At 63.9% G+C, this 25,562-nt stretch carries 24 protein-coding genes; 13 read left to right on the forward strand and 11 right to left on the reverse strand.

What is annotated here, in order from left to right; all coding sequences use genetic code 11:
* Nucleotides 1-14: 14 nt before the first annotated feature.
* Nucleotides 15-806 (reverse strand): dienelactone hydrolase family protein, encoded by a 792-nt coding sequence (locus tag AD664_RS08550; RefSeq protein WP_053145872.1) that lies wholly within the window; start codon nucleotides 804-806, stop codon nucleotides 15-17.
* Between the two features lie 152 nt (nucleotides 807-958).
* Between AD664_RS08550 and AD664_RS08555 the strand changes: the two genes are divergently transcribed.
* The 3 genes from AD664_RS08555 to AD664_RS08565 all read left to right on the forward strand — a co-directional run bounded on the left by AD664_RS08555 (nucleotide 959) and on the right by AD664_RS08565 (nucleotide 3,684).
* Nucleotides 959-1,558 carry a membrane protein gene (locus tag AD664_RS08555; protein ID WP_042731785.1) on the forward strand — a complete coding sequence of 200 codons (600 nt, stop codon included), beginning with the start codon at nucleotides 959-961 and terminating at the stop codon, nucleotides 1,556-1,558.
* Between the two features lie 105 nt (nucleotides 1,559-1,663).
* Nucleotides 1,664-2,341 (forward strand): response regulator, encoded by a 678-nt coding sequence (locus AD664_RS08560; RefSeq protein ID WP_047736550.1) that lies wholly within the window; start codon nucleotides 1,664-1,666, stop codon nucleotides 2,339-2,341.
* On the forward strand, nucleotides 2,338-3,684 hold the full coding sequence (locus AD664_RS08565) for an ATP-binding protein (protein WP_053145874.1): 1,347 nt from the start codon (nucleotides 2,338-2,340) through the stop codon (nucleotides 3,682-3,684). The genes AD664_RS08560 and AD664_RS08565 overlap by 4 nt, the downstream gene beginning before the upstream one ends.
* Nucleotides 3,685-3,817: 133 nt before the next feature.
* Here AD664_RS08565 and AD664_RS08570 read toward each other — a convergent pair whose 3' ends face one another.
* Entirely contained in the window at nucleotides 3,818-4,816 is a 999-nt protein-coding gene (locus tag AD664_RS08570) for an AraC family transcriptional regulator (RefSeq protein ID WP_053145876.1), read from the reverse strand.
* Nucleotides 4,817-5,148: 332 nt separating this feature from the next.
* Here AD664_RS08570 and AD664_RS08575 point away from each other — a divergent pair, with 332 nt between their 5' ends.
* Both AD664_RS08575 and AD664_RS08580 read left to right on the forward strand, forming a co-directional pair.
* Entirely contained in the window at nucleotides 5,149-6,480 is a 1,332-nt protein-coding gene (locus AD664_RS08575) for a dicarboxylate/amino acid:cation symporter (RefSeq protein WP_042731781.1), read from the forward strand.
* Nucleotides 6,481-6,768: 288 nt separating this feature from the next.
* Nucleotides 6,769-7,950, forward strand: coding sequence for a CaiB/BaiF CoA-transferase family protein (locus tag AD664_RS08580; protein ID WP_053145878.1), 1,182 nt, complete (start codon nucleotides 6,769-6,771; stop codon nucleotides 7,948-7,950).
* Nucleotides 7,951-8,069: 119 nt separating this feature from the next.
* Here the strand turns inward: AD664_RS08580 and AD664_RS08585 are convergent, their stop codons facing one another.
* Both AD664_RS08585 and AD664_RS08590 read right to left on the reverse strand, forming a co-directional pair.
* On the reverse strand, nucleotides 8,070-8,564 hold the full coding sequence (locus AD664_RS08585) for a SprT family zinc-dependent metalloprotease (RefSeq protein WP_053145879.1): 495 nt from the start codon (nucleotides 8,562-8,564) through the stop codon (nucleotides 8,070-8,072).
* 159 nt (nucleotides 8,565-8,723) lie between these two features.
* Complete coding sequence (locus AD664_RS08590; RefSeq protein ID WP_047736546.1) at nucleotides 8,724-9,326, reverse strand: Yip1 family protein; 603 nt, start codon at nucleotides 9,324-9,326, stop codon at nucleotides 8,724-8,726.
* Nucleotides 9,327-9,740: 414 nt separating this feature from the next.
* Between AD664_RS08590 and ttcA the strand changes: the two genes are divergently transcribed.
* Together ttcA and AD664_RS08600 are read left to right on the forward strand one after the other, a co-directional pair.
* Nucleotides 9,741-10,565, forward strand: a complete 825-nt coding sequence (gene ttcA, locus AD664_RS08595) for a tRNA 2-thiocytidine(32) synthetase TtcA (RefSeq protein WP_053145881.1) — start codon at nucleotides 9,741-9,743, stop codon at nucleotides 10,563-10,565.
* 67 nt (nucleotides 10,566-10,632) lie between these two features.
* On the forward strand, nucleotides 10,633-11,307 hold the full coding sequence (locus AD664_RS08600) for a DNA-3-methyladenine glycosylase I (protein WP_053145883.1): 675 nt from the start codon (nucleotides 10,633-10,635) through the stop codon (nucleotides 11,305-11,307).
* Between the two features lie 99 nt (nucleotides 11,308-11,406).
* On the opposite strand, the gene AD664_RS08605 is transcribed toward AD664_RS08600, so the two are convergent.
* The 3 genes from AD664_RS08605 to arsC are packed head-to-tail and all read right to left on the reverse strand — an operon-like array spanning nucleotide 11,407 to nucleotide 12,780.
* A complete protein-coding gene (locus tag AD664_RS08605; protein WP_053145884.1) occupies nucleotides 11,407-11,832 on the reverse strand; it encodes a DUF2069 domain-containing protein in 426 nt (141 codons plus the stop codon).
* The gene (gene wrbA, locus AD664_RS08610) at nucleotides 11,825-12,430 is read right to left on the reverse strand and encodes an NAD(P)H:quinone oxidoreductase (protein ID WP_053145886.1); all 606 of its coding nucleotides are present in this window, start codon (nucleotides 12,428-12,430) and stop codon (nucleotides 11,825-11,827) included. Before wrbA ends, AD664_RS08605 begins: the two co-directional genes overlap by 8 nt.
* Nucleotides 12,427-12,780 (reverse strand): arsenate reductase (glutaredoxin), encoded by a 354-nt coding sequence (arsC, locus tag AD664_RS08615; RefSeq protein WP_053145888.1) that lies wholly within the window; start codon nucleotides 12,778-12,780, stop codon nucleotides 12,427-12,429. Before arsC ends, wrbA begins: the two co-directional genes overlap by 4 nt.
* Before the next feature lie 112 nt (nucleotides 12,781-12,892).
* On the opposite strand from arsC, the gene AD664_RS08620 reads away from it, so the two are divergent.
* A complete protein-coding gene (locus AD664_RS08620; RefSeq protein ID WP_053145889.1) occupies nucleotides 12,893-13,360 on the forward strand; it encodes a TlpA disulfide reductase family protein in 468 nt (155 codons plus the stop codon).
* Nucleotides 13,361-13,506: 146 nt separating this feature from the next.
* On the opposite strand, the gene AD664_RS08625 is transcribed toward AD664_RS08620, so the two are convergent.
* The 4 genes from AD664_RS08625 to AD664_RS08640 form a co-directional block, all read right to left on the reverse strand.
* Nucleotides 13,507-13,911, reverse strand: a complete 405-nt coding sequence (locus AD664_RS08625; RefSeq protein WP_053145892.1) for an META domain-containing protein — start codon at nucleotides 13,909-13,911, stop codon at nucleotides 13,507-13,509.
* On the reverse strand, nucleotides 13,911-14,345 hold the full coding sequence (locus AD664_RS08630) for a hypothetical protein (RefSeq protein WP_053145894.1): 435 nt from the start codon (nucleotides 14,343-14,345) through the stop codon (nucleotides 13,911-13,913). Before AD664_RS08630 ends, AD664_RS08625 begins: the two co-directional genes overlap by 1 nt.
* Nucleotides 14,346-14,547: 202 nt before the next feature.
* Entirely contained in the window at nucleotides 14,548-15,537 is a 990-nt protein-coding gene (locus AD664_RS08635; protein WP_053145897.1) for a 2-hydroxyacid dehydrogenase, read from the reverse strand.
* 66 nt (nucleotides 15,538-15,603) lie between these two features.
* A complete protein-coding gene (locus AD664_RS08640; protein WP_053145899.1) occupies nucleotides 15,604-18,354 on the reverse strand; it encodes a response regulator in 2,751 nt (916 codons plus the stop codon).
* A gap of 207 nt (nucleotides 18,355-18,561) precedes the next feature.
* On the opposite strand from AD664_RS08640, the gene AD664_RS08650 reads away from it, so the two are divergent.
* The 5 genes from AD664_RS08650 (at nucleotide 18,562) to relA (ending at nucleotide 25,558) form a co-directional block, all read left to right on the forward strand.
* Nucleotides 18,562-19,284, forward strand: a complete 723-nt coding sequence (locus AD664_RS08650) for a response regulator transcription factor (RefSeq protein ID WP_053145903.1) — start codon at nucleotides 18,562-18,564, stop codon at nucleotides 19,282-19,284.
* Nucleotides 19,271-20,656: a sensor histidine kinase gene (locus AD664_RS08655; protein ID WP_053145905.1), complete on the forward strand. Its 1,386-nt coding sequence runs from the start codon at nucleotides 19,271-19,273 to the stop codon at nucleotides 20,654-20,656. The genes AD664_RS08650 and AD664_RS08655 overlap by 14 nt, the downstream gene beginning before the upstream one ends.
* A 281-nt stretch (nucleotides 20,657-20,937) precedes the next feature.
* The gene (gene cysM / locus AD664_RS08660) at nucleotides 20,938-21,840 is read left to right on the forward strand and encodes a cysteine synthase CysM (protein ID WP_047736536.1); all 903 of its coding nucleotides are present in this window, start codon (nucleotides 20,938-20,940) and stop codon (nucleotides 21,838-21,840) included.
* Nucleotides 21,840-23,210: a 23S rRNA (uracil(1939)-C(5))-methyltransferase RlmD gene (gene rlmD, locus AD664_RS08665; RefSeq protein ID WP_053145907.1), complete on the forward strand. Its 1,371-nt coding sequence runs from the start codon at nucleotides 21,840-21,842 to the stop codon at nucleotides 23,208-23,210. The genes cysM and rlmD overlap by 1 nt, the downstream gene beginning before the upstream one ends.
* Nucleotides 23,211-23,311: 101 nt before the next feature.
* Nucleotides 23,312-25,558, forward strand: a complete 2,247-nt coding sequence (gene relA, locus AD664_RS08670; protein ID WP_042728530.1) for a GTP diphosphokinase — start codon at nucleotides 23,312-23,314, stop codon at nucleotides 25,556-25,558.
* Nucleotides 25,559-25,562: the final 4 nt, after the last annotated feature.

The raw sequence follows: 25,562 nt of genomic DNA on the forward strand, positions 1-25,562 counted from the left end.
CGGGATCTACGGGATCAATCGAAGATCTTCTTGAAGAACGCCTGCATGTCCGCCCACGATTTTTCATCGGCCGCCTTGTTGTAGCCGATGTCCGGCCCGCCGTGCTCGCCGTGGCTCAGGCGGTCGGCGTCAGGGTTGCTGAAGCCGTGCTTGGCACCGTCGAGGCTGACGAACTTATAGTCGGCGCCGGCCTTGTCCATCTCGCTCTTGAACGCCTTCACGTTCTCTTCAGTGACCATGCTGTCCAGCGCGCCGTGCTCGACCAGTACCTTGGCCTTGACGCTGCCGGGCGTGGCCGGGGTGTTGGTCACCAGGGCACCGTGGAAGCTCACCACGCCGGCCAGCGGCACGCCCTGGCGCGCGGCGTCCAGCACCACCTTGCCGCCGAAGCAGTAACCAATGGCGGCGAGTTTGTCCGGGTCGGTCTGGGGCTGCTTCTTCAGCAGGTCGAGCCCGGCCTGGAAGCGCGCACTGGCGGCCTTGCCATCCTTGAGCGCGGCCTGCATGAACGCCATGGCGTCCTTCGGATGCTCGGTGTTCTTGCCGTCGCCGTACATGTCGATGGCCAGGGCACTGTAGCCCAGGCCGGCGAGGTCACGGGCGCGACGCTTGGCGTAATCGTTCAGCCCCCACCACTCGTGCACCACCACCACGCCCGGGCGCGGTCCTTTGACGGCGTCGTCGAAAGCGTAATAGCCGATCAGCTTCGTGCCGTCGGCACTGGTGTAGGGAATCTCCTGGGTCTGGACAGCGGCGTGGCTCATGCCACTGAGGGCCAGAAGTGCAACGGCAAGCAACCTGCGCATGGTGGATCTCCTTGAGAGGGGGGCGTATGGGACAAGACACTCTAGCCGATTCATTCAGCCAAGGTTCAGAGAACGTTCAAGGGGTGTTCAGGGACCGCTGGTTAACGTGACTGCGACTTCACCCACCACCCACGCTTGAAAGGAATTTGATCATGACTGCGATGAAGAAACTGCTGCTGGCTTTCACCGTGCTGGGCGCCAGCGCCATGGCCCACGCCGATGACAATTTCGCCAGCCTGACCCTGGGCCAGACCAGCGACAAGGTCAAGAAGTCCGATGCCTTGAACGACAACCTGAACCACCCGAACGCCGACGGCATCATCGGTAAAGACACCACCTATGGCATTCGCCTGGGCAAGCAGAACGATCAGGGTCGCTACTACGCCACCTATGACAATGTCTCGGGTACTCACAACGGCATCAAGCTGCGCCAGGAAAACCTGCTGGGCAGCTACGACGTGTTCTATCCGGTCACCAGCACCACCAAGCTGTTCGGCGGTGGCACGGCGGGCCTGACCAAGCTGACCCAGGATTCCCCCGGCTACAGCCGCGACAGCGACATCGGTTACGCCGTGGGCTTGCAGGGCGGCGTCCTGCAACAAATTTCGCAGAACACCTCGGTAGAACTGGGTTACCGTTACCTGCGCAGCAACGCCAGCACCGAGATGAGCCCCCACGGTGGCGACAAGGTCGGCTCGCTGGACCTGACCAGCAGCGCCCAGACCTACCTGTCGGCCAACTACACGTTCTAAGCGGCGTGGGGTGAGCGTATCCCGCCGGATCGGTCCAAGACGATCCGGCGCCTTTCGTTGTGGTACACAGCACTGGATCGTTTGATTTGCCTGGGGAGAGGCTTCATGAAATTACTGGTCGTCGAAGACGAGGCTCTGCTGCGTCATCACCTGCAAACCCGTCTCACCGACAGCGGCCACGTGGTGCAGGCCGTCGCCAACGCTGAAGAGGCCTTGTACCAGGTCGCGGAATTCAACCATGACCTGGCCGTCGTCGACCTGGGCCTGCCGGGCATCAGCGGCCTGGAGCTGATCCGCCGGCTGCGTTCCCAGGACAAGACGTTCCCGATCCTGATCCTGACCGCCCGCGGCAACTGGCAGGACAAGGTCGAGGGCCTGGCCGCCGGGGCCGACGACTATGTGGTCAAGCCCTTCCAGTTCGAAGAGCTGGAAGCCCGCCTGAATGCGCTGTTGCGGCGCTCCAGCGGCTTCACCCAGTCGACCATCGTCGCCGGGCCATTGCTGCTGGACCTCAACCGCAAGCAGGCGTCCCTCGACGAAGAACCCCTGGCCCTGACCGCCTACGAGTACCGCATCCTCGAGTACCTGATGCGTCATCACCAGCAGGTGGTCGCCAAGGACCGCTTGATGGAACAGCTGTATCCCGATGACGACGAGCGCGATCCGAATGTCATCGAAGTGCTGGTCGGGCGCCTGCGCCGCAAGCTGGAGGCCCCCGGTGGCTTCAAGCCGATCGACACCGTGCGCGGGCTGGGCTACCTGTTCAACGAGCGCTGCCAGTGATTCGTTCGCTACGCCTGCGCTTGATGCTGGCCGCCATGACCCTGGCGGTGTTGTTCATGCTGGCGCTGCTGCCGGCGATGCAAGGTGCGTTCAGCCTGGCGTTGCAGGAGTCCATCGAGCAGCGCCTGGCGTCGGACGTGACCACGCTGATTTCCGCCGCCCGGGTGGAAAACAACCGCTTGAAGATGCCGACGCAACTGCCCGACGAGCGCTTCAACCTCGCCGATGCCCGGTTGCTGGGCTACATCTATGACCGCGACGGGCGATTGGTGTGGCGCTCGAAGGCCACGCGGGAAGAAAACATCAACTACACGCCGCGCTACGACGGCCAGGGCAACCAGTTCGCGCGAATCCGCGAGAACGATGGCCAGGAGTTTTTCGTCTATGACGTCGAGATCCAACTGCTCGGCGGGCAGAACGCGGCCTTCAGTATCGTCACCCTGCAACCGGTCCGCGACTACGAGGTGACCCTGCAAGGCCTGCGGGACAATCTCTACCTGGGTTTTGGCGCGGCCCTGCTGGTATTGCTGGCGCTGTTGTGGATCGGCCTGACCTGGGGCCTGCGGGCCTTGCGGCGCTTGAGCCAGGAGCTGGACGAAATCGAAAGCGGGGCCCGGGACAGCCTCAGCACCGAGCACCCCCGCGAGCTGTTGCGCCTGACCGGCTCCCTCAACCGCCTGCTGTACAGCGAGCGCGAGCAGCGCAGCCGCTACCGTGACTCCCTCGATGACCTGGCCCACAGTCTGAAAACCCCGCTGGCGGTGTTGCAGGGCGTCAGCGAAGACATGGCCCGGCGCCCCGCGGACCGGGACCAGGCCTGGGTCCTGCAATCCCAGATCGAACGCATGAGCCAGCAGATCGGCTACCAGTTGCAGCGTGCCAGCCTGCGCAAGAGCGGGCTGGTGCGTCACCAGGTCTCCTTGCGGCCGGTGTTGCAAAGCCTGTGCGACACCCTGGACAAGGTCTATCGCGATAAACGGGTCGATGTCGGTTTAGACCTGCCGGAGCACTGCCAGGTGCCGATCGAGCAGGGCGCTTTGCTGGAAATGCTCGGCAACCTGTTGGAAAACGCCTATCGACTCTGCCTGGGGCAGGTGCGCGTCAGCGTCCACCAGACCCTCGGCGGCACGGAGCTGTGCGTCGAGGACGATGGGCCGGGCGTACCGCCGGATCAGCGGGCGCGGATTCTCCAGCGTGGCGAACGGCTCGACCGCCAGCACCCGGGGCAGGGGATTGGCCTGGCGGTGGTCAAGGACATCATCGAAAGCTACGGCGCCACGTTGACCCTGGGGGATTCGGAACTGGGCGGCGCGGCGTTCCGGATTCATTTTCCGGTGGTATGACTGGGTTTTTTCGGTGTGGCTACTGGCTTCTTCGCGGGCGAGCCCGCTCCCACAGGGGATTTGCGGTGCTCACGAGACCTATGTGGGAGCGGGCTTGCCCGCGAAGAGGCCTACCAAAACCGGATGCTGCCACTCAGATCTCCTGCTCCCGATAAGCCCCCGGTGTCACCCCCGTCCACTTCTTGAACGCCCGATGAAACGCCGACGGTTCCGAGAACCCCAGCTGCTCGGCAATCTCCTGCAATGACAGCTGCGCATGTCCCAGGTGATAGATGGCGATATCCCGTCGCAATTGGTCCTTGAGCGCCTGGAAACTGGTGCCTTCCTCGCGCAGGTGCCGGCGCAGCGTCTGGGGGCTGATGTGCAGGTGGCTCGCCACGGTGTCCAGGTCGGGCCAGCGTGCCGTGTCGCGGCTGAGCAGGCGCCGCAGCTGGCTGCTCAGGCTGTGGCCGTCGTCGGGGCGCGACAGCAGGTCGGCGGGGGAGCGTTCGAGAAAATGCTTGAGGGTGCGTTCGTCCTGCAGCAACGGCATGTCCAGGTAGCGGCTGTGGAACAACAGGCTGCTGCTGGGAGCCCCGAACACCAACGGACAGGGGAACAGCAAGTCGTACTCGGCCGCGTGGGCGGGCCTCGCGTAGCCGAACGTCGCCTGTTCCAGGCCGATCCGCTGGCCGATCAACCAACTGCCGAGGCGATGCCAGATCACCAGCAGGCTTTCGCTCAGGAAGTGATCCGGGTCCCACAGCGGCGAGTCGTCCAGCACCAGCCGTACCCGCTCGCCTTCGGCTTCCAGCGTCAGGCGCGGGGCGTCGGGGAACAGGCCGTAGAACAACAGGCCGCGCTGGAGCGCCTTGCCCAGGGTTCGGCAGTGGATCAACGCGTGGCACATCATTGCAAACGTCCCGGGTTTACTCGGCGCCCGGCCGAACCCCAGGTATTCATCGTCCAGTTGTTGCCACAGCGCCTGCAACAGGCGCGCGAACTGTTCCGGCGCGATGCGCGCCCGTGACTCCTCCAGCAATTGGGGGCTGATGCCCAACTGTTGCAGCAGGGGAAGGTAATCGAAGCCTTGCCGGCGCGCGCCACCCAGGGCTGCGCGGGCGAAATGGCTGGCGATCGTGCGTTGGCGCATGGCAAGAAATCCGTCCGTTAAGCCGGCGATGGTAGCAGCGCGACGGACCTGGACAAGGCGGATATCCGCCAAATTCCGGAGCGGGAAGCGGCCATCAGGCGGAAAACCGCCACCTTACACGCCCTGTTTAAACCCTTGTGGAATGCGCCAACCCGTCTGCTATACCGGATGTAGGAGGTTTCGCAAAAATGGCACGCGCTTTGCGATGCGTTAGGTAGGTCTGCCGCGTGCAGCCGACAAAACAAATCCCTCCAGTGCAGGAGGGTTCGCAATTGAGGTTTCGTGGACGACAGGTGGATGTTGTCGCACGGGACGCTTGAGGAAGGTTTGCCATGACAACTCGTCAGCCCCTGTACAAATCCCTGTATTTCCAGGTGATCGTAGCCATTGCCATCGGTATTTTGCTCGGCCACTTCTACCCGCAGACCGGTGTTGCCCTCAAGCCGTTCGGTGACGGGTTCATCAAACTGATCAAAATGGTCATCGCCCCGATCATCTTCTGTACCGTCGTCAGCGGTATCGCCGGCATGCAGAACATGAAGTCGGTCGGCAAGACAGGCGGCTATGCGCTGCTGTACTTCGAGATCGTCTCCACCATCGCCCTGCTGATCGGCCTGGTCGTGGTCAACGTCGTGCAACCGGGTAACGGCATGCACATCGACGTGTCGACCCTGGACACCAGCAAGATCGCCGGCTTCATCTCCGCCGGTAAAGACCAGAGCATCGTTGCCTTCATCCTCAACGTGATCCCGAACACCATCGTCGGCGCGTTCGCCAACGGCGACATTCTGCAAGTGCTGATGTTCTCGGTGATCTTCGGTTTCGCCCTGCATCGCCTGGGCGCCTACGGCAAGCCGGTCCTGGACTTCATCGACCGCTTCGCCCACGTCATGTTCATCATCATCAACATGATCATGAAGCTGGCGCCCCTGGGTGCATTCGGTGCCATGGCCTTCACCATCGGCGCCTACGGTGTCGGTTCGCTGGTGCAACTGGGCCAACTGATGATCTGCTTCTACATCACCTGCGTGGTGTTCGTGCTGGTCGTGCTGGGTGCCATCTGCCGCATCCACGGCTTCAGCGTGATCAAGCTGGTTCGCTACATCCGTGAAGAGCTGCTGATCGTGCTGGGCACGTCCTCGTCGGAATCGGCCCTGCCACGCATGCTGATCAAGATGGAACGCCTGGGCGCCAAGAAGTCTGTCGTTGGCCTGGTCATCCCGACCGGCTACTCGTTCAACCTGGACGGTACTTCGATCTACCTGACCATGGCCGCGGTGTTCATCGCCCAGGCCACCGACACCCACATGGACATCACCCACCAGATCACCCTGCTGCTGGTGTTGCTGCTGTCGTCCAAGGGGGCTGCCGGCGTGACTGGTAGCGGCTTCATCGTACTGGCCGCCACCCTGTCGGCCGTGGGTCACCTGCCGGTGGCCGGCCTGGCGCTGATCCTGGGTATCGACCGCTTCATGTCCGAAGCCCGCGCCCTGACCAACCTGGTGGGCAACGCCGTTGCCACGGTCGTGGTTGCCAAGTGGGTCAAGGAACTGGACGAAGACCAACTGCACGCCGAACTGGCTTCCGGTGGTCGCGGCATCTCCGACGTCCGCGAAGAGGACGAGCAGATTGCGGCAGCCGAAGCACCGGGCGCTGTGAAGTAAGCGTCAGCCTGCACTGAAAAGACCCGCCTCGGCGGGTTTTTTCATGACTGACGAAAAGGCCACTGCACCCCCTGTGGCGAGGGAGCTTGCTCCCGCTGGCCTGCGCAGCGGGCCCCTTGTGTTATCTGATGCATTGCAGTGTGGGGCTGCTGCGCAACCCAGCGGGAGCAAGCTCCCTCGCCACGGCTCGCTTCTTGAGCGCATTGGTCACCCCAAACAACACCCGCGGTAATTGCCCCGTCTCTCATCCCTGCCTAGGCTTGAGCCATCACCCTTCGGAGATCGCTCATGCAAGGCCCATTGGCATCGCTCAAGGTTCTGGACTTTTCGACCCTGCTGCCCGGCCCGTTCGCCTCGTTGCTGCTGGCCGACATGGGCGCCGAGGTACTGCGCATCGAGTCGCCGAACCGTGCGGATCTGTTGCGGATGCTGCCGCCCCATGACCACGGGGTGTCTGCCAGCCACGCGTACCTCAACCGCAACAAGCGCAGCCTCGCCCTGGACCTCAAGCAGCCACAGGCGCTGGCGGTGATCGAGGCCTTGCTCGCCGACCACGACATCCTGCTGGAGCAGTTCCGGCCCGGGGTCATGGAGCGACTGGGCCTGGGATACGAAGCGCTGAAGGCCATCAATCCGCGGCTGATCTACGTGTCGATCACCGGCTACGGCCAGACCGGGCCGTACAAGGAACGCGCCGGCCACGACATCAACTACCTGGCCGTGGCAGGCCTGGCCAGCCACACCGGTCGCGCCGACAGCGGGCCGCTGCCGCTGGGGATCCAGGCAGCCGATATCGCCGGTGGCTCGCTGCATGGAGTGATCGGGCTGTTGGCGGCGGTGATCGCCCGGCAGCAGACCGGGCGGGGCCAACACCTGGACGTCAGCATGACCGACTGTGTCTTCAGCCTGAACGCCCTGGCCGGTGCCGGGTACCTGGCCTGCGGTCAGGTGCCAGGGTTTGAAAGCCAGATGCTCAATGGCGGCAGTTTCTATGACTATTACCGCACGCGGGAGGGCCGCTGGATGTCGGTGGGCAGCCTGGAGCCGGGTTTCATGCAGGCCCTGTGCGAGGCCTTGGGGCGACCGGAACTGGCGACCCAGGGCCTCTCGCCCGACCCCGCGCAACAGCGGGCGCTCAAGCAGGCGCTGCAGGTCGAGTTCGAAAAACATGATTTCGCCGAGTTGTGCCGGTTGTTCGCGGGCATCGATGCCTGTGTCGAGCCGGTGCTGGGGTTGGACGAAGCGTTGCAACACCCGCAGTTGCAGGCGCGCGAGGTGGTGACCCAGGTGCCTCGGGGCGATGGTTCGCACCAGGCCCAGATGGCGTGTCCGCTGAAATTTTCGGATGGGCTGCCCGCGCCCCGGCACATTGGCGTGAAGGTTGGGGAGCATACGGACCAGGTGTTGGGGGAGCTGGGGTTCAGTGTTGAGCGGATTGCCCGATTACGCGATGACAAAGTGATTTTGTAGTGCTTTTTAGGGCCCCTTCGCGAGCAAGCCCGCTCCCACATCGGACCTACGGTGTACATAAGTCCCTGTGGGAGCGGGCTTGCTCGCGAAGAGGTCAGTTCAGGCACCGCAAAATCAGGCTACTCCACCCGCGTCTCCCCACTGAACACCAACGTCCCCCGGCAACTGCGACACAAGTACCTGCGTCCCTGGCGCACCAGGCTGTGGCGCTGGGCCGAGAACGGGAAGTCGCTGCCGTCGCACGGGCATTTGTAGATGTAGCGGGTCACGCTGCGGCGTTTGATGGCGTAGGTGTGACAGCGATTGGGCGGCAGTTCGTACACCCCGCGCATGATCAGTTGCCACTCTTCGCCATGGGGCTGGATGCGCTCGCCAAACAGTTGGTGGGCGATCAGGTGTGCGACTTCGTGGGCGACGGTCTGCTTGAGGAAGTCATCGGCGTTTTCCCGGTACAACTGTGGGTTGAAGCGCAGCAGGTTCTCATGCAGGTGAGCGACCCCGGCTTTCTGGCCACGCAATTTGAAGCTGACCACCGGGCGTTTGAAAGGACGTTTGAAAAAGGTTTCGGCTTGTTGGTAACACTCTTCGACGCGGGTATTGAGTTGCTCGAGCATGCTGTACGGGTCTCCAGAAACCCGAGTATGCCGCAAGCATCGACCGTTGCGAATCGCCGGGGCGCCCAGCGGTCGTTTTCGCCATTGCCAACACAGGAAGGCCGCCTTGCGGCGGCCTGTGTTGGCAGGATTGCTTGTTATCGGAGGGGCTTCTTGCGGTTAATTGGTATACACCGGGCCAACGCCCAGGCCCCAGACGATCACCGTGAACGCCATGATGGCAACCAGCACCACCAGGCCGACGGCAAGCACCGAGCTGGAGAAGAGGAAGCCTTCGTCCTGGGGAATGTTCATGAAGGTCGGCAGGCCCACGTACAGCAGGTAGACCGTGTAGCAGATGGCCGCCGTGCCGACGATCATCCCCAGCCACATGTGCGGGTAGAGCGCCGCCAGGCCACCGATGAACAAAGGGGTTGCCGTGTAGGTGGCAAACGCGACACAACGGGCCAGGCTCGGGTTGGCGTCGTAGGTGCGGGCCATCCAGTGGATGAAGGCGCCCATCACCGCCACGCCGCCCAGCATCGCCAGGTATGACATGACCGTCATCCACAGCGCGCTTTCCTGCGTCAGCATCACCGGAGGGCGGTTGCCGATGACCCAGCCCACCTGCGTGGTACCGATGAACGCCGATATGGCGGGGATGGCCGCCAGGATCAGCGTGTGGGTCAGGTACATGTGGCTGATGCTTTCCTCCTGATCGCCACGGATCTCCTTCCATTCTTGATCAGGGTGGGTAAAGAGTCCCACGACATGATGGATCATAGTCAGTCACTCCTTTGTTATTGCCATCGCCCCCCAACGGAGCGCCTACGGGCCAAATGGCCAAGTAAGTAAAGGTCTGTATGTGTGTGCGACCTTATGCCGCAGTATAGAAAGGAGTTATCGCCAGCGGGATGGGAGGCTTAGAGCAAATTGCGCTGTCGGTTGGCGGGTTAATCGCCGATGGGTCTGTGCACACCTAGGCTTGTAGGAAATCCCCGTGGCGAGGGAGCTTGCTCCCGCTGGGGTGCGAAGCAGCCCCCCAATGCATCTGCCACCCGCGATGTGTCGGCTAAAGCTCAGGGGCTGCTGTGCAGCCCAGCGGGAGCAAGCTCCCTCGCCACAGGGGACGGTGCCACATCCGGGGTTTTTTGCGTAAAATGCCGGCCTTTCGTCACACCTCACGGATTTCGCGTCATGGGCACTCTTACGGTCAACCAGAACAAACTGCAAAAGCGTCTGCGCCGCCTGGCCGGTGAGGCGGTCGCCGACTTCAACATGATCGAGGACGGTGACAAGGTCATGGTCTGCCTGTCCGGCGGCAAGGACAGCTACACCCTGCTCGATGTGCTGATGCACTTGCAGAAGGTTGCCCCGATCAAGTTCGACATCGTCGCCGTGAACATGGACCAGAAGCAGCCCGGTTTCCCCGAGCACGTGCTGCCGGCCTACCTCGAGTCGCTGGGCGTGGAATACCACATCGTCGAGAAAGACACCTATTCGGTGGTCAAGGAACTGATTCCCGAAGGCAAGACCACTTGCTCGTTGTGTTCACGCCTGCGGCGCGGGACGCTCTACACCTTCGCCGACGAGATCGGCGCGACCAAGATGGCCCTGGGGCACCACCGCGACGACATCGTCGAGACGTTCTTTCTGAACATGTTCTACAACGGCACGCTCAAGGCCATGCCGCCCAAGCTGCGGGCCGATGACGGGCGCAACGTGGTGATCCGGCCGCTGGCCTATTGCAACGAGAAGGACATCCAGGCCTATTCGGACTTCAAGCAATTCCCGATCATCCCCTGCAACCTCTGCGGTTCCCAGGAGAACCTGCAGCGCCAGGTGGTCAAGGAAATGCTCCAGGAATGGGAACGCAAGACCCCAGGGCGTACCGAGAGCATCTTCCGAGGCCTGCAGAACGTTGTCCCATCGCAACTGGCGGATCGCAACCTGTTCGACTTCACCAGCCTGCGCATCGACGAAAACGCCACGCCGCGCTTCGTCAACGTGGTGAACCTCTGACACGGCCAAGGCCTCTGTTTCACGGCGCTCGCGAGCGCCGTTTTCATTTCTGACCCCAGGAGAGGGCATGCGCGATTACAAGTGGCTGCACGAGTATTGTCTGAACCGCTTCGGTTCGGCGGCTGAACTGGAAGCCCACCTGCCTGTTCCCAAGACCCCGGCGCAATTGCGCAAGATCAGTGACGACCGCTACCTTTCGACCATGGCGCTGCGGATCTTTCGCGCGGGCCTCAAGCACAGCCTGGTGGATGCCAAGTGGCCGGCGTTCGAAGAGGTGTTCTTCAAGTTCAACCCGGAAAAAGTCGTGCTCATGAGTGCCGAACACCTGGAGCGACTGATGCAGGACGCACGGATCATCCGCCACCTGGGCAAGCTCAAGAGCGTGCCGCGCAACGCCCAATTGATCCTGGATGTGGCCCACGAAAAAGGCAGCTTCGGTGCGCTGATCGCCGACTGGCCGGTGACCGACATCGTCGGCCTGTGGACCTATCTGAAGAAACACGGCCATCAACTGGGCGGCCTGTCGGCGCCGCGCTTCCTGCGGATGATGGGCAAGGACACCTTTGTACCGAGTTATGACGTGGTGGCCGCGCTCAATGCCCAGGAGATCATCGACAAAGTCCCCACCAGCCTGCGGGACCTGGCGACGGTGCAGAATGCTTTCAACCGCTGGCATGAAGAGAGTGGTGGAAGGCCGATGTCGCAGATTTCGATGATGCTGGCCTACACCGTCAATCATTGAGACCGCGTCACGCCCTTCGCGAGCAAGCTCGCTCCCACATGAGGTCTGTGGTGTTCACACATCCGGTGTGGGAGCGGGCTTGCCCGCGAAGGCGGCCTATCAGGCGCCGGAGATATCGCCTTCCCCCGCCAACCGGCGGTTCAACTGAAACCGCCAGCGCACATACAGCAAGGCCGAGCAGAACAGCGCCAGGCTTGCGGCCATTTCCAGCACGCCGAACCACTGCCGGTTCGGGTCATAGGCCGCCAGCGCGCCCTTGATGAAATACAGGTTCACCACGAAGCACATCCACGAGTGTCCGCGGGCGCTGCCGGTGAGCATGCCGGGGGCGAGGATCAGCAGCGGCACCAGCTCGATCAGCAGGATGACCCAGGGCCGCGCACCGTGCAGGTCGGCGATCAGCAGGTAATAGGCGCTGAGCAACCCCACCAGGCCGAAGAAGCACAGCAGGCTGAGGAGGCGGGCGATGCGCACCCGCGGTTCCAGCCACGCAATGGGCGGCAGGATCTTGGGCTTCTTAGCCACGGCCTTTCTCCAGCAACTGTGCCGTCTTCGCCAGGCGCGAACCCAGGGCCCGGCACAGCGCGACTTCGTGTTCGTTCAGGCCGCGCTTGCCGTCGCTTCCCGCGTGATGGCTCGGCCCATAGGGCGTGCCGCCGCCTTCGGTGTCGATCAGCGCCGACTCGCTGTAGGGCAGGCCGGTAATCAGCATGCCGTGGTGCAACAGCGGCAGCATCATCGACAGCAGGGTGGTTTCCTGGCCGCCATGCAGGCTGGCCGTGGACGTGAACACCCCGGCCGGCTTGCCCACCAGGGCGCCGGTCAGCCACAGGTTGCTGGTGCCGTCGAGGAAATACTTCAACGGCGCGGCCATGTTGCCGAAACGGGTCGGGCTGCCCAAGGCCAGGCCGGCGCAGTGCTTGAGGTCATCGACGGTGGCGTAAAGCGGGCCTTGCTCGGGGATGTCCGGCGACACCGCTTCACATTCGGTGGAAATCGCCGGCACCGTGCGCAGCCTGGCTTCCAGCCCGGCCTGCTCGATGCCACGGGCAATCTGCCGGGCCATCTCATGGGTCGAGCCGCTGCGGCTGTAATACAACACCAGGATGTACGGTGTGCTCACGGCAGGATCTCCAGGATTTTCTCCGGCGGACGACCGATCACGGCCTTGTCGGCGGTTTCCAGGATGGGCCGTTCCATGAGTTTCGGGTGGGCGGCGATGGCGGCGATCAACTGCGCCTGGCTCAGGCTTTCGTCGGCCAGGTTCAGTTCTGTGTAGGCCTCTTCACCGGTGCGCAGCAGTTGCCGGGCGGTGATGCCGAGCTTGCCCAGCAGGCGTTCCAGTTGCGCGGCGTCCAATGGGGTTTCCAGGTAGCGGACCACGGTGGGCGTCAGGCCGCGGGCCTCCAACAGTTCCAGCGCACCGCGGGATTTCGAGCAGCGCGGGTTGTGATAAAGCGTCAGATCGGTCATGAGCGGGTCGCATCTTGCGTAAGGTGGCGGCTATTCTACTGTGCCGCGAGGCCCCAAGCACCCAACAGAGGCAACGGGTCGCGGCGGCTCACATTCAGACAAGGATCGGCACATGGCAAGGCGACTGACGGCGGCACTGACATTCATGGGCATTTTGTTGCTCGCCGGCTGCGGCAACGACTACGGGGTGGACCAGAACGGCCAGGCCATCGCCTCGCAGCGGCTGGACAAGCAATGGGTGGTGCTCAACTACTGGGCGGAGTGGTGCGCGCCATGCCGCACCGAAATTCCCGAGTTCAACGCCCTGGCCGATCAGCTCAAGGACCGCAACATCGGCGTGTTCGGGGTCAATTTCGACCAGGTGCAGGGCGAGGAGCTCAAGAGCGCCAGCGACAAGATGGGCATCCGCTTCACCGTATTGGCTCGCGACCCGGCCGAGATCTTCGACCTGCCACGCAGTGAAGGGCTGCCGGTGACCTACATCATCGACAACCAGGGCAAGCTGCGCGAACAGTTGCTGGGGGAGCAGACGGCGGCGGGGGTGATGGCCAAGCTGGAGGCGTTGCAGGCGCTCAAATAGCCTGAGATGCGCTTTTGTGGCGAGGGAGCTTGCTCCCGCTGGGCTGAGAAGCAGCCCCAACCCATCTGCTACCCGCGATGTGCCGGCTAAAACTCAGGGCCTGCTGCGCAGTCCAGCGGGAGCAAGCTCCCTCGCCACAGGGGGGCTCAGCCTTCTTCCAACCACCAGCGCAGCGGCTTGCCCTGGGCCGGCCAGAAGCGCATCTGTTCGTTGGGCGCGATGTCCCAGCGCTCGACCTTTTCCAGTGCCTGCAAGAAGCGGCCTTCCTGCTCCATCACGGCCGGGGCGCAGAGCTTGCGGGTGCTGCCGATCTTGCCGAAGCTCAAGCGGTGGCCTTGCAGGGTGTAGGCGGCAAACCAGTGGTTGCAGCCGCCGTTGCCATAGGCGCGACCATCGTCGCCGAGGGTGATGGTCAGGTGGCTGTAGTCCATCAACGGCCGTTCGCCGATCCACTCCAGGATGTAGCTGCGGTTGTGCTGCAGTTGCACAGGTTCAACGGCGCAACCCATCAGACTCATGCCGATCAACGCGGCCAGGGCCGTGTGTTTCATCAGGCTGCTTCCTGGCATTTCGGGCACAGGTGTTTTTCACCGACCGTGGTCCAGCCCAACTCGGCGATACGCGCGTTGGCGGCTGGCTTCTGGGCCTTGACGCCCAGATGGGCATCGACGGCGAACTCGAAGCTCAGAGCCTTGGCGCAGCCGTCGCAGTTGACCTGCCAGGTGTGAATCGCCAGTTCGCCGAACACGGGGCCGGTGGTCATGGCAGTCCATTGGCCCATGGGCTTGAGCAGGTGCCGGACGGTGTCCACGGTCAGTCGCATGGACAGGTCCTTGCTGCCCTTGAGGGTGACCAGCAGGACATCGTTGGCCTGGATCGACCCGCCATTGCCGGTGACCTGATAGCGGCCCGGCGCCAAGGCGCGGACTTCGGTCAAGGTGTGCTGCGGGTTCATCAGGGTGTAGCGGAAATCGTGTTCGGCCATGGGTCCTCCAAATAGGCGCGACATGCTAGCACGGGGGCATGGCTGGGGATGGGCAACCACGAGTCTTGCCGACGAAACTCCATCCTGTGGGAGCGGGCTTGCTCGCGAAAGCGGTGTGTCAGCCAGCAAATGTTCGATTGACACACCGCCTTCGCGAGCAAGCGCGCTCCCACGGGAGTTATGTGTTGGCTGATAGAGCAGGTCAGCCATCTACCAGGTTCTGTGGCGTGCCAGCCGCCCAGGCGGCGATGTTGTCCAGGGTGGTCGTGGCGATCGCCGCCAGCGCTTCATGGGTCAGGAAGGCCTGGTGGGCGGTGACGATCACGTTGGGAAAGGTCAGCAGCCGGGCCAGGACGTCGTCCTGCAGGGGCTGGTCGGAGCGGTCCTTGAAGAACAGTTGTGCCTCTTCTTCATAGACATCCAGCCCCAGGTAGCCCAACTGACCGCTCTTCAGCGCTTCGATCAGCGCCGGCGTATCCACCAGCCCGCCGCGCCCGGTGTTGATCAGCATGGCGCCGCGTTGCATCGCGGCCAGGGATTGGGCGTTGATCAAATGGCGGCTCTGTTCGTTGAGCGGGCAGTGCAGGCTGATGATCTGCGCCTGTTCCAACAGTTGCGGCAGCGGCAAGTAATGGGCGCCCAGCGCTTCGAGCTGGGCATTGGGGTAGGGGTCGTAAGCCAGTAACCGGCAACCGAAGCCGGCCATGATCCGCGCGAACGTCGCGCCGATCTGCCCGGTGCCGATCACGCCGACGGTCTTGCCCACCAGGTCGAAGCCGGTGAGGCCATGCAGGCTGAAGTTACCGTCGCGGGTACGGTTGTAGGCGCGGTGCAGGCAGCGATTGAGGGCCATGATCAGCGCCACCGCATGTTCGGCGACGGCGTGGGGCGAGTAGGCCGGCACCCGGACGATGGCCAGCCCCAGGCGCTGGGCGGCCGGCAGGTCGACATGATTGTAGCCGGCCGAGCGCAGGGCGATCAGCCGGGTCCCGCCGCTTGCCAGCCGCTCCAGCACCGGGGCGCTGAGGTCGTCGTTGATGAAGGCGCAGACCACTTCGTGGTGTTCGGCCAGGGCGACGGTGTCCAGGTTCAAGCGCGCCGGCTGGAACTGCAGTTCAAGGCCGGCGGGGGCCGGGGCGTTGCTGAAACTGTCGCGGTCGTAGGTCTGGCTGCTGAAAAGAATCACACGCATGGCGGCCTCCTGAGGCTTGGATGGCATCAGCTTAGCCGTGATGGCCCCGACGGTTATTGTCCTGTGTCAGGCGCTGATACGGGCCTCGCTCGCCAGCCGATTGATGGCGCGCTCCAGTTCTTCCAGGGCGGCGGCGGCCTTGGGGTCCTGTTGCTTGAGCAGGGTTTCGCTGCGCTGGCAGGCGGCGCGCAGTTGCGGAACCCCGCAGTAGCGCGTCGCCCCGTGCAGGCGATGGACCCGTTCGATCAAGGCGTTGTGATCGTTGGCCTCGCTGGCCTGGCGGATCGCTTCGCGGTCGGCTTCCAGGGACGCCAGCAACATCGCCAGCATGTCCGCCGCCAGGTCGGCCTTGCCGGCGGCCAGGCGCAGGCCCTCCTCGTGGTCGAGCACCAGCAGTTCACCGCCGGCCTGGGCGTCGCCGTGGCGCTCCGGCGACTGATTGCGCAAGGCCAGGCCGGTCCATTTGAGCACCACCTGGGCCAGTTGCCGTTCGCTGATGGGCTTGGTCAGGTAGTCGTCCATGCCGCTTTGCAGCAGGGCGCGTTTTTCGTTGGCCATGGCATGGGCGGTGAGGGCAACGATCGGCAGCGGCGTGCAGTGGCGCTCGCTTTCCCACTGGCGGATCGCCTCGGTGCTCTGGCGCCCGTCCATGCCGGGCATCTGCACATCCATCAGCACCAGGTCGTAGGTTTCCTTCTGCACGGCCTTGACCGCGGCATAGCCGCTTTCCACCGCCAGCACCTTGGCCCCCATGTCTTCGAGCAGGGTCTGCACCAGCAACAGGTTGGCCGGGTTGTCATCCACGCACAGCACTTTGGGCGCGCGGCTGGCCACCGGCTCGTTCGGCTCGCTGCGGGTTGGCCGTGGGTTCACCAGGTCGGACAACGAGCGGCGCAACTTGCGGGTGCAGGCGGGCTTGGCCTGCAACTGGCTGTGGGGGTTGGGCACCGAGAGGTGGTAGAGCGTCTGTTCGGTGGTGGGGCACAGCACCAGCACCTTGCAGCCCAGGTGTTCGAGGTCCCAGATGTGCTGGTTGAGGCGTTCCGGCGGCATGTCGTTGCTGGTGATGCCCAGCACGGCCAGGTCGAACGCCTGGTCGGTGGGGTGGGCAACGGTGACGCCGTTGGTCAGGCTTTCCAGGGTGTTGAAGGGCGTGACGTGCAGGCCGCAATCTTCGAGCTGGTGCTGCAAGGCCTGGCGCGCCAGCTCGTGGTTTTCCAGCAGCGCCACGCGCCGGCCCAGCAACGGCGGGCCGGGCAGGTCCTCGGCGTCGTCGCGGGTCTTGGGCAGGCGCAGGCTGATCCAGAACTCCGAGCCTTCGCCCGGCGTGCTGTCCACGCCGATCTCGCCGCCCATCTGTTCCACCAGGCGCTTGGAAATCACCAGGCCCAGCCCGGTGCCGCCCGGCTGACGCGACAGCGAATTGTCGGCCTGGCTGAACGCCTGGAACAGCGCCCGCACGTCCTGGGCAGACAGGCCGATGCCGGTGTCCTGGATGCTGATGCGCAACTGCACGCTGTCTTCGTGTTCGTCTTCGAGCATGGCCCGGGCGACGATGGTGCCCTCGCGGGTGAACTTGATGGCGTTGCTCACCAGGTTGGTGAGGATCTGCTTGAGGCGCAACGGATCGCCCACCAGCGACAACGGCGTGTCGCGGTACACCAGGCTCACCAGTTCCAATTGCTTGGCATGGGCGGCGGGGGCGAGGATGGTCAGGGTGTCCTGCAGCAGGTCCCGCAGATTGAACGGGATGCTGTCGAGCACCAGCTTGCCGGCCTCGATCTTCGAGAAGTCGAGGATCTCGTTGATGATGCCCAGCAGGCTGTCGGCGGATTTTTCAATGGTGCCCAGGTAGTCGAGCTGGCGCGGGGTCAGCTCGCTTTTCTGCAAGAGGTGCGTGAAACCGAGAATGCCGTTGAGCGGAGTGCGGATCTCATGGCTCATGTTCGCCAGGAATTCGGATTTGATCCGGCTCGCTTCCAGGGCTTCCTTGCGCGCCAGGTCCAGCTCGATGTTCTGGATCTCGATGGTTTCCAGGTTCTGGCGCACGTCCTCGGTGGCCTGGTCGATGCTGTGCTGCAGTTCTTCCTGGGCATTCTGCAAGGTGCCGGCCATGCGATTGATGCCCGACGCCAGTTCGTCCAGCTCCTGGCTGCCCAAGGGCGGCAGGCGGGTTTCCAGGTGGCCGTCCTTGAGCTGGGCCACGGCCTGCTTGATCTGGCTCAACGGGCGGTTGATCGTGCGGCCCATGCGCAGGGCCAGCAGTGCGGTCAGGCCCAGGCCGGCGGCAATCAGCAACAGGCTGGCGAAGAGGCTGCGATAACCGCGCAACAACATGCCGCTGTGGGACAGCTCCAGCTCGACCCAGCCCAGCAGGCGGTCGGCCTCTTCGGGAATCAGTTCGCCCGCCAGGTTGCGGTGTTTGCCGAAGACCGGCAGCAGGTAGCGCGTGGCGTCGTTGCCGGTGCGTTGCAGCAACTGCGTGCTGTTGCCCTCCGGCGCCCGGTTGAGCATGGTCGGGCCGGCGTGGGCCAGCGGCGAGCGGTCGGGGGCGAGGAAGGTCACGGCGCGTACGTCGGTTTGTTCCAACGACTGAGTGGCGATGCGCTCCAGCAGTTCGGTGTCTTGCCGGCTCATGGCGGGGGCGACCAGCGGGGCCAGCTGTTCAGCGATCATTTCGCCACGTTGCAGCAACTGGGCGTGCAGGTCAGATTGCTGCATCCAGGTGAAATAGCCGCCCAAAACCAGCGCCATCAGGCTGGTCGGCAACAGGGTCAGCAACAGCACGCGGCCTTTGATTCCCAGTTTCTTGAGCACACTTGTCTCCTGCATCCAGCGGTTCGATTAAGCGTTGCGCGCATCCGGCACGCAGTACCTGCGCAGTGTAGCGATTTGCAGGCGGGCAATCTTCGTAAAATTCAAGTCGCCGCGCATCGCGGTCGCCGGGCGAAGGGCGTAGGCGGTGGTTGCCTCTTGGGGGTTGATCTTGAATAATCGCCAACTGAGAATTATTTGCAGATAGTCATGAATCCCACTTCCGCCGTTCATCCGCGCATTCTGTCCATCGAAGACGATCCCGTGCTGGGCGCCTACGTGCATGAGCACCTGGGCCGCAGCGGGTTCGACGTGACCTGGTGCCAGAATGGCCAGGAAGGCCTGGACATCGCCTGCCAGCAGGCTTTCGACGTGGTGCTGATGGACATCCTGTTGCCGGGCCTGGATGGCCTCGCGGCGCTGACCCGCCTGCGCCAGAGCCACTCGACCCCGGTGCTGTTGATGTCGGCGCTAGGGGCCGAGGCTGATCGCATCAGTGGCTTTCGCCTGGGCGCCGACGATTACTTGCCCAAGCCCTTCAGCATGGCAGAGCTGCACGTGCGTATCGAAGCCATCCTGCGGCGGGTGGCGCTGGACCGACGGCCGGCGCCGGCGGTGAGCGCTCGCCAGGCCCGGGACCTGGCCTTCGACGAAGAGCGTGGCGATGTACACGTCGGCGGACAATGGGCCGGGCTGACCCGCAGTGAATACCGCTTGCTGGAAGTCCTGCATCGCAGCGGCGATGAAGTGTTGAGCAAGGCCTTCCTTTATCAGCATGTCCTGCAACGCGGTTACGCACCTCACGACCGCAGCCTGGACATGCACGTCAGCCAGATCCGTCGCAAGCTCAAGGCGATCGACTACGGCGCGCGCCAGGTGCGCACGGTGTGGGGCAAGGGCTACGTGTTGAGTGCCGACGATGAAATGGTCTGACCTGCCGGGCCGGCACTCGCTGTTCTGGAAACTGGCGTGCCTGCTGGTGGCGTTCTGTCTGCTGATGATCTGGTTGAGCTGGTCCTGGGGCCGCTACATGGAGGTGCGCAACCAGTTCCTCTCGGACGAAGCCCGCGGCACGCTGACCCGCTACGCCGCCGAAGCCGAACAGGCCTGGTATGCCGGCCAGCAGTCTGGTGTCGAGCAATGGCTGCAAGGCATGCAGCAGCGGGAAGCGAGTTGGGTCGGGGTCATTGGCGGTGACTTGCAATCGCTCGGCGACCGCCCGCTGACCGACAGTGAAACCCAACGCCTGACGTTCCTGCGCGGCCTCGACTGGCCGATCCACAAGAAGGGCCGTCCGTGGCTGCGGGTGCCGTTTCCCGGTGACCCGTCCGTCGGCAGCCTGGTGATCGAGCTGCCCGAGCGCTTCCTGCCAGGGCAGTACCGGGTGTTCTGGCGCGTGATCACCAACGGCGTGATTCCGGGCTTGTTCACCCTGCTGCTGTGTGTGGGCCTGTATCGCCTGCTGGTGGTGCCGCTCAACCAACTGCGCGAACAGGCCAACGCCTGGCGGGCCGATCAATTGAACGTGCGCCTGTCCAGCCACACGACCAACCGGACCGATGAACTGGGCGAGCTGGGACGTGCCTTCGATCACATGTCCGAGCGCCTGCAATCCACGGTTGCCCTGCAACAGCAGTTGTTGCGCGACCTGTCCCATGAACTGCGCACGCCGCTCAGCCGCTTGCAGGTGGCCAGCGAAAGCGAGCAGGTGCTGCCGCAACTGCGCGAACGCGTTGCGCGGGAAGTCGCCGGCATGCAGCGGCTGGTGGACGACACGTTGCAACTGGCCTGGCTCGACACCGAGCGCGCACCGTTGCCAGGCGAGGCGATCCAGGTCCAGGCACTGTGGGAAATGCTCAGCGAAAATGCCTGTTACGAAAGCGGCTGGCCCGCTGACCAACTGCATTGCAGCGTGCCTGCCGATTGCTGGGTCCAGGGCAACCTCAATACCTTGGCCCAGGCCCTGGAAAACGTCCTGCGCAACGCCATCCGCCACTCACCGCCCGGCGGCGTCGTGCGGTTGGCCGGCCAACGCGACGGCGCCCACTGGCATCTGTGGCTGGAGGACGAGGGCGGCGGGGTGGCCGAGCAGGACCTTTCACGCATCTTCGACCCTTTCATCCGCCTCGACGGCTCTCGTCCGGGGGACGGCGGTTTCGGGTTGGGCCTGAGCATCGCGCGCAATGCGGTGCTGCGTCAGGGCGGGGGGATGTGGGCCGAGAACGTGAGAAAGGGATTACGCCTTAACCTGCTGCTAATCGCCAGTGAGCCCCCGTGGCGAGGGAGCTTGCTCCCGCTGGGCTGAGCAGCAGCCCCAAACCTGATTGCCCAATGACTGTCTGAACATCTGGTCGGGGGCCGCTACGCGCCCCAACGGGGCGGTGCGACGTTTCGCTAAATCCCCTCGCCACAAAAATGTGTGCACTGTGCACTGTGCACTGTGCACTGTGCTCCTTGCTTGCAGCTTGCAGCTTGCAGCTTATGCGCTTATTCCCATAAGCCATAACCACCTCACTTTGCGTGATATGGCCTCGCCGGGTTTGCCGGTATGATAGGCGCCCCCGCAGCCCGGATTGCGAATACGCCATGACTTTGCAGTACCCCACCATCGCCGATTGCGTCGGCAACACTCCGCTGGTCCGTTTGCAGCGCTTGCCCGGCGCCACCAGCAATACGCTTTTGCTCAAGCTCGAAGGCAACAACCCGGCGGGTTCGGTCAAGGACCGGCCGGCATTGTCGATGATCACCCGTGGTGAATTGCGCGGGCAGATCCGGCCGGGTGACACGCTGATCGAGGCGACCTCCGGCAACACCGGCATCGCCCTGGCCATGGCGGCCGCGATCAAGGGCTACAAGATGATCCTGATCATGCCCGACAACTCCAGCGCCGAGCGCAAGGCGGCCATGACCGCCTACGGTGCCGAGCTGATCCTGGTCTCCCAGGAGCAGGGCATGGAAGGTGCCCGGGACCTGGCCGAGCGCATGCAGGCCGAGGGCCGTGGCAAGGTGCTCGACCAGTTCGCCAACGGCGATAACCCCGAGGCCCACTACACCACCACCGGCCCCGAGATCTGGCGCCAGACCGGCGGCAGCATCACTCATTTCGTCAGCTCGATGGGCACCACCGGCACCATCATGGGCACCTCGCGCTATTTGAAGGAACAGAACCCGAACGTGCAGATCATCGGCCTGCAGCCGATGGAAGGCGCGGCCATCCCCGGCATCCGTCGCTGGCCCGAGGAATACCTGCCGAAGATCTACCAGGCCGATCGCGTGGACCGCATCATCGACATGGCCCAGGCCGAAGCCGAAGACGTGACCCGTCGCCTGGCGCGCGAGGAGGGCATTTTCTGCGGCGTCTCTTCGGGCGGTGCCGTGGCGGGCATGCTGCGCTTGTCGAAGGAGGTTGAAAACGCGGTGATCGTCGCGATCATCTGCGACCGCGGCGACCGCTACCTGTCGACCGGCATTTTCGACGCGCCCAACTGATGGCCAGGCAAGAAAGAGGCTTGCGCTTCCAGCCCAGTGGCGGAAGCCGGGCCCCGCAAGTGCCCACCGGTAAAAAGCAGCGCCTGACCATCGAGCGCCTGGCCAACGATGGCCGGGGCATTGCCTTCGTCGACGGGCGTACCTGGTTCGTCATCGGCGCGCTGGCCGGCGAAGAGGTCGAGGCACGGGTGCTGGGTGCCCACGGCAAAGTGGTCGAGGCCCGCACCGAGCGTGTGTTCCTGCCCAGTGAACTGCGGCGTCCGGCGTCTTGTGTGCATGCCGGTCGCTGTGGCGGTTGCAGCGTCCAGCATCTGCCCCACGCCGAACAGCTTGCCCTGAAACAGCGCATGCTCGCCGAGCAATTGTCGCGGGTGGCCGGTGTGGACCCGGAGCAATGGGCCGCGCCACTGAGTGGCACCGAATTCGCTTATCGGCGCCGTGCCCGCGTGGCCGTGCGCTGGGATCAGAAGGCGAAACGACTCGAGGTGGGGTTTCGCGCCGCTGGCAGCCAGGACATCGTCGCCATCGATGATTGCCCGGTGCTGGTACAGCCCTTGCAGCCGATCATGAGCCGCTTGCCGGACATGCTCAGGCGCTTGAGCAAACCCCAGGCGTTGGGGCATGTGGAGTTGTTCGCCGGTTCGTCCCTGGCAGTGCTGCTGCGGCACATGGCGCCGCTGTCCGAGGCCGACCTGACGATCCTCAAGGATTTTTGCGACTTCCATCAGGCCCAGCTGTGGCTGCACGGCGAGGGCGAGCCGCAACCGGTGGCGCCGGGCCAGGCCCTGGGTTACCGCCTGGACACCTGGGCGCTGGAGCTGGCCTACCGGCCGGGGGATTTCATCCAGGTGAACGCCCACGTCAATGAGGCGATGATCGTCCAGGCCTTGCAATGGCTGGCGCCGCAGCCCGATGAGCGGGTGCTGGACCTGTTCTGCGGCCTGGGCAATTTCGCCTTGCCGTTGGCCCGGACGGTGCGTGAAGTGGTGGCCGTGGAAGGCGTGCAGGCCATGGTGGACCGTGCGGCGGCCAACGCTGTCAGCAACAATTTGAATAACACTGCTTTTTTTCAGGCCGATTTATCCCAGCCCCTGACGACTGCGCAGTGGATCGGCGAAGGCTTTTCTGCGGTACTCTTGGACCCACCCCGTGACGGTGCTTTCGAGGTGGTACGCAAGCTGGCGTCCCTGGGCGCCAAACGGTTGGTTTATGTATCGTGCAACCCGGCAACTTTGGCCCGGGACACGGTCGAACTGATCAAGCAGGGCTACCGGTTAAAACGTGCCGGGATTCTCGATATGTTTCCTCAGACGGCGCATGTCGAGGCCATGGCGTTATTTGAAGCGAGCCAGGATGGCTTGTCCGACTGACCCGTTCGTGCCACCCCGCCACGGTCCTGGGCGGACACACGGGCAATGAAGGTCAGCGATGTTGACGCATTGAATCTGCGTCGTAGGGAAGGTAAGCAAAGATGGTACAGGTGAGAGCACACCAGCCGATCAACACCGACGGCAGTATCAATCTCGAGGCTTGGCTCGATCACACGGTCAGCATCGACATGGTGCTGGATCGTGAAGCCTTGAAAGAGGCCTGTGAGTTCGCTCGTGAGGCCGAGCAACAACACAACGCGGCGAAAAACCTCTGGTCCGAGGGCACGTCGAGTTTCCAGACGGGCCTGGAAATCGCCGAGATCCTTGCCGACCTCAAGCTCGACCAGGATTCGCTGGTGGCGGCGGTCTTGTACCGTGGCGTGCGCGAAGGCCAGATCCAGCTCTCGGTGGTCAGCCAGCGCTTCGGCCCGGTGGTCGCCAAGCTGATCGACGGCGTGTTGCGCATGGCCGCCATCAGCGCCAGCCTCAGCCCGCGCCACTCCATGGTCCTGGGCACCCAGGGCCAGGTGGAGAACCTGCGCAAGATGCTCGTGGCGATGGTCGACGACGTGCGCGTCGCGCTGATCAAGCTGGCCGAGCGCACGTGCGCCATCCGCGCCGTCAAGGCGGCGGACGATGAAAAGCGCAACCGGGTCGCCCGGGAGGTGTTCGACATCTACGCGCCCCTGGCTCACCGCCTCGGCATCGGTCATATCAAGTGGGAGCTGGAAGACCTGTCTTTCCGCTACCTGGAGCCGGATCAGTACAAGCAGATCGCCAAGCTGTTGCATGAGCGGCGCCTGGACCGCGAGCGCTTCATCACCGACGTGATGACCCAGTTGCGCGAAGAGCTGCAGGCCACCGGCGTGGAAGCCGACATCAGCGGCCGGGCCAAGCACATCTATTCGATCTGGCGCAAAATGCAGCGCAAGGGCCTGGAATTCAGCCAGATCTACGACGTTCGCGCCGTTCGCGTGCTGGTCCCGGAAATGCGCGATTGCTACACCGCGCTGGGGATCGTCCACACCTTGTGGCGGCACATCCCCAAGGAATTCGACGACTACATCGCCAACCCCAAGGAAAACGGCTATCGCTCGCTGCACACCGCGGTGATCGGCCCCGAGGGCAAGGTGCTGGAAGTGCAGATCCGCACCCACGCCATGCACGAGGAAGCCGAGCTGGGCGTTTGCGCGCACTGGAAATACAAGGGCACCGACGTCAAGTCCGGGTCCAACCACTACGAAGAGAAAATCTCCTGGCTGCGCCAGGTCCTCGAATGGCATGAGGAACTGGGCGACATCGGTGGCCTGGCGGAACAACTGCGCGTGGACATCGAGCCGGACCGGGTCTACATCTTCACCCCCGACGGCCACGCCATCGACCTGCCCAAGGGCGCGACGCCGCTGGACTTTGCCTACCGGGTCCACACCGAGATCGGCCACAACTGCCGTGGCGCCAAGATCAACGGGCGGATCGTGCCGCTCAACTACAGCCTGCAGACCGGCGAGCAGGTCGAGATCATCACCAGCAAGCACGGCACGCCGAGCCGCGACTGGCTGAACCCGAACCTGGGCTACATCACCACCTCGCGGGCACGGGCGAAGATCGTCCACTGGTTCAAGTTGCAGGCCCGCGACCAGAACGTCGCCGCCGGCAAGACCTTGATCGAGCGCGAACTCAGTCGCCTGGGCTTGCCTCAGGTGGATTTCGACAAGCTGGCCGAAAAGGCCAACATGAAAACCGCCGAAGACATGTTCGCCGCCCTCGGTGCTGGCGACCTGCGCCTGGCGCAACTGGTCAACCTGGCCCAGCAACTGGTGGAGCCGGAGCGCGGTAACGAACAACTGGAGCTGATCCCGCGCAAGGCCACCGGCTACAAGCCCGGCAAGCGCGGCGACATCCAGATCCAGGGCGTGGGCAACCTGATGACCCAGATGGCCGGCTGCTGCCAGCCATTACCGGGGGACGCGATCGTCGGCTACATCACCCAGGGCCGTGGCGTCAGCATCCACCGCCAGGATTGCGCCTCGGTGCTGCAACTGGCCGGCCGCGAGCCGGAGCGGATCATCCAGGTCAGTTGGGGACCGGTGCCGGTGCTCACCTACCCGGTGGACATCGTCATCCGCGCCTACGACCGCTCCGGTCTGCTGCGTGACGTGTCCCAGGTGTTGCTCAATGAGCGGATCAACGTGCTGGCGGTCAACACCCGCTCGAACAAGGAGGACAACACCGCGCTGATGTCCCTGACCATCGAGATTCCGGGGCTGGATGCGCTGGGGCGGTTGTTGGGGCGGATTTCCCAGTTGCCGAACATCATCGAGACCCGGCGTAATCGGACACCGGGTTAAAGGT

This window comes from Pseudomonas sp. P97.38 (assembly GCF_001269745.1).
Lineage (GTDB): Bacteria > Pseudomonadota > Gammaproteobacteria > Pseudomonadales > Pseudomonadaceae > Aquipseudomonas > Aquipseudomonas chlororaphis_E.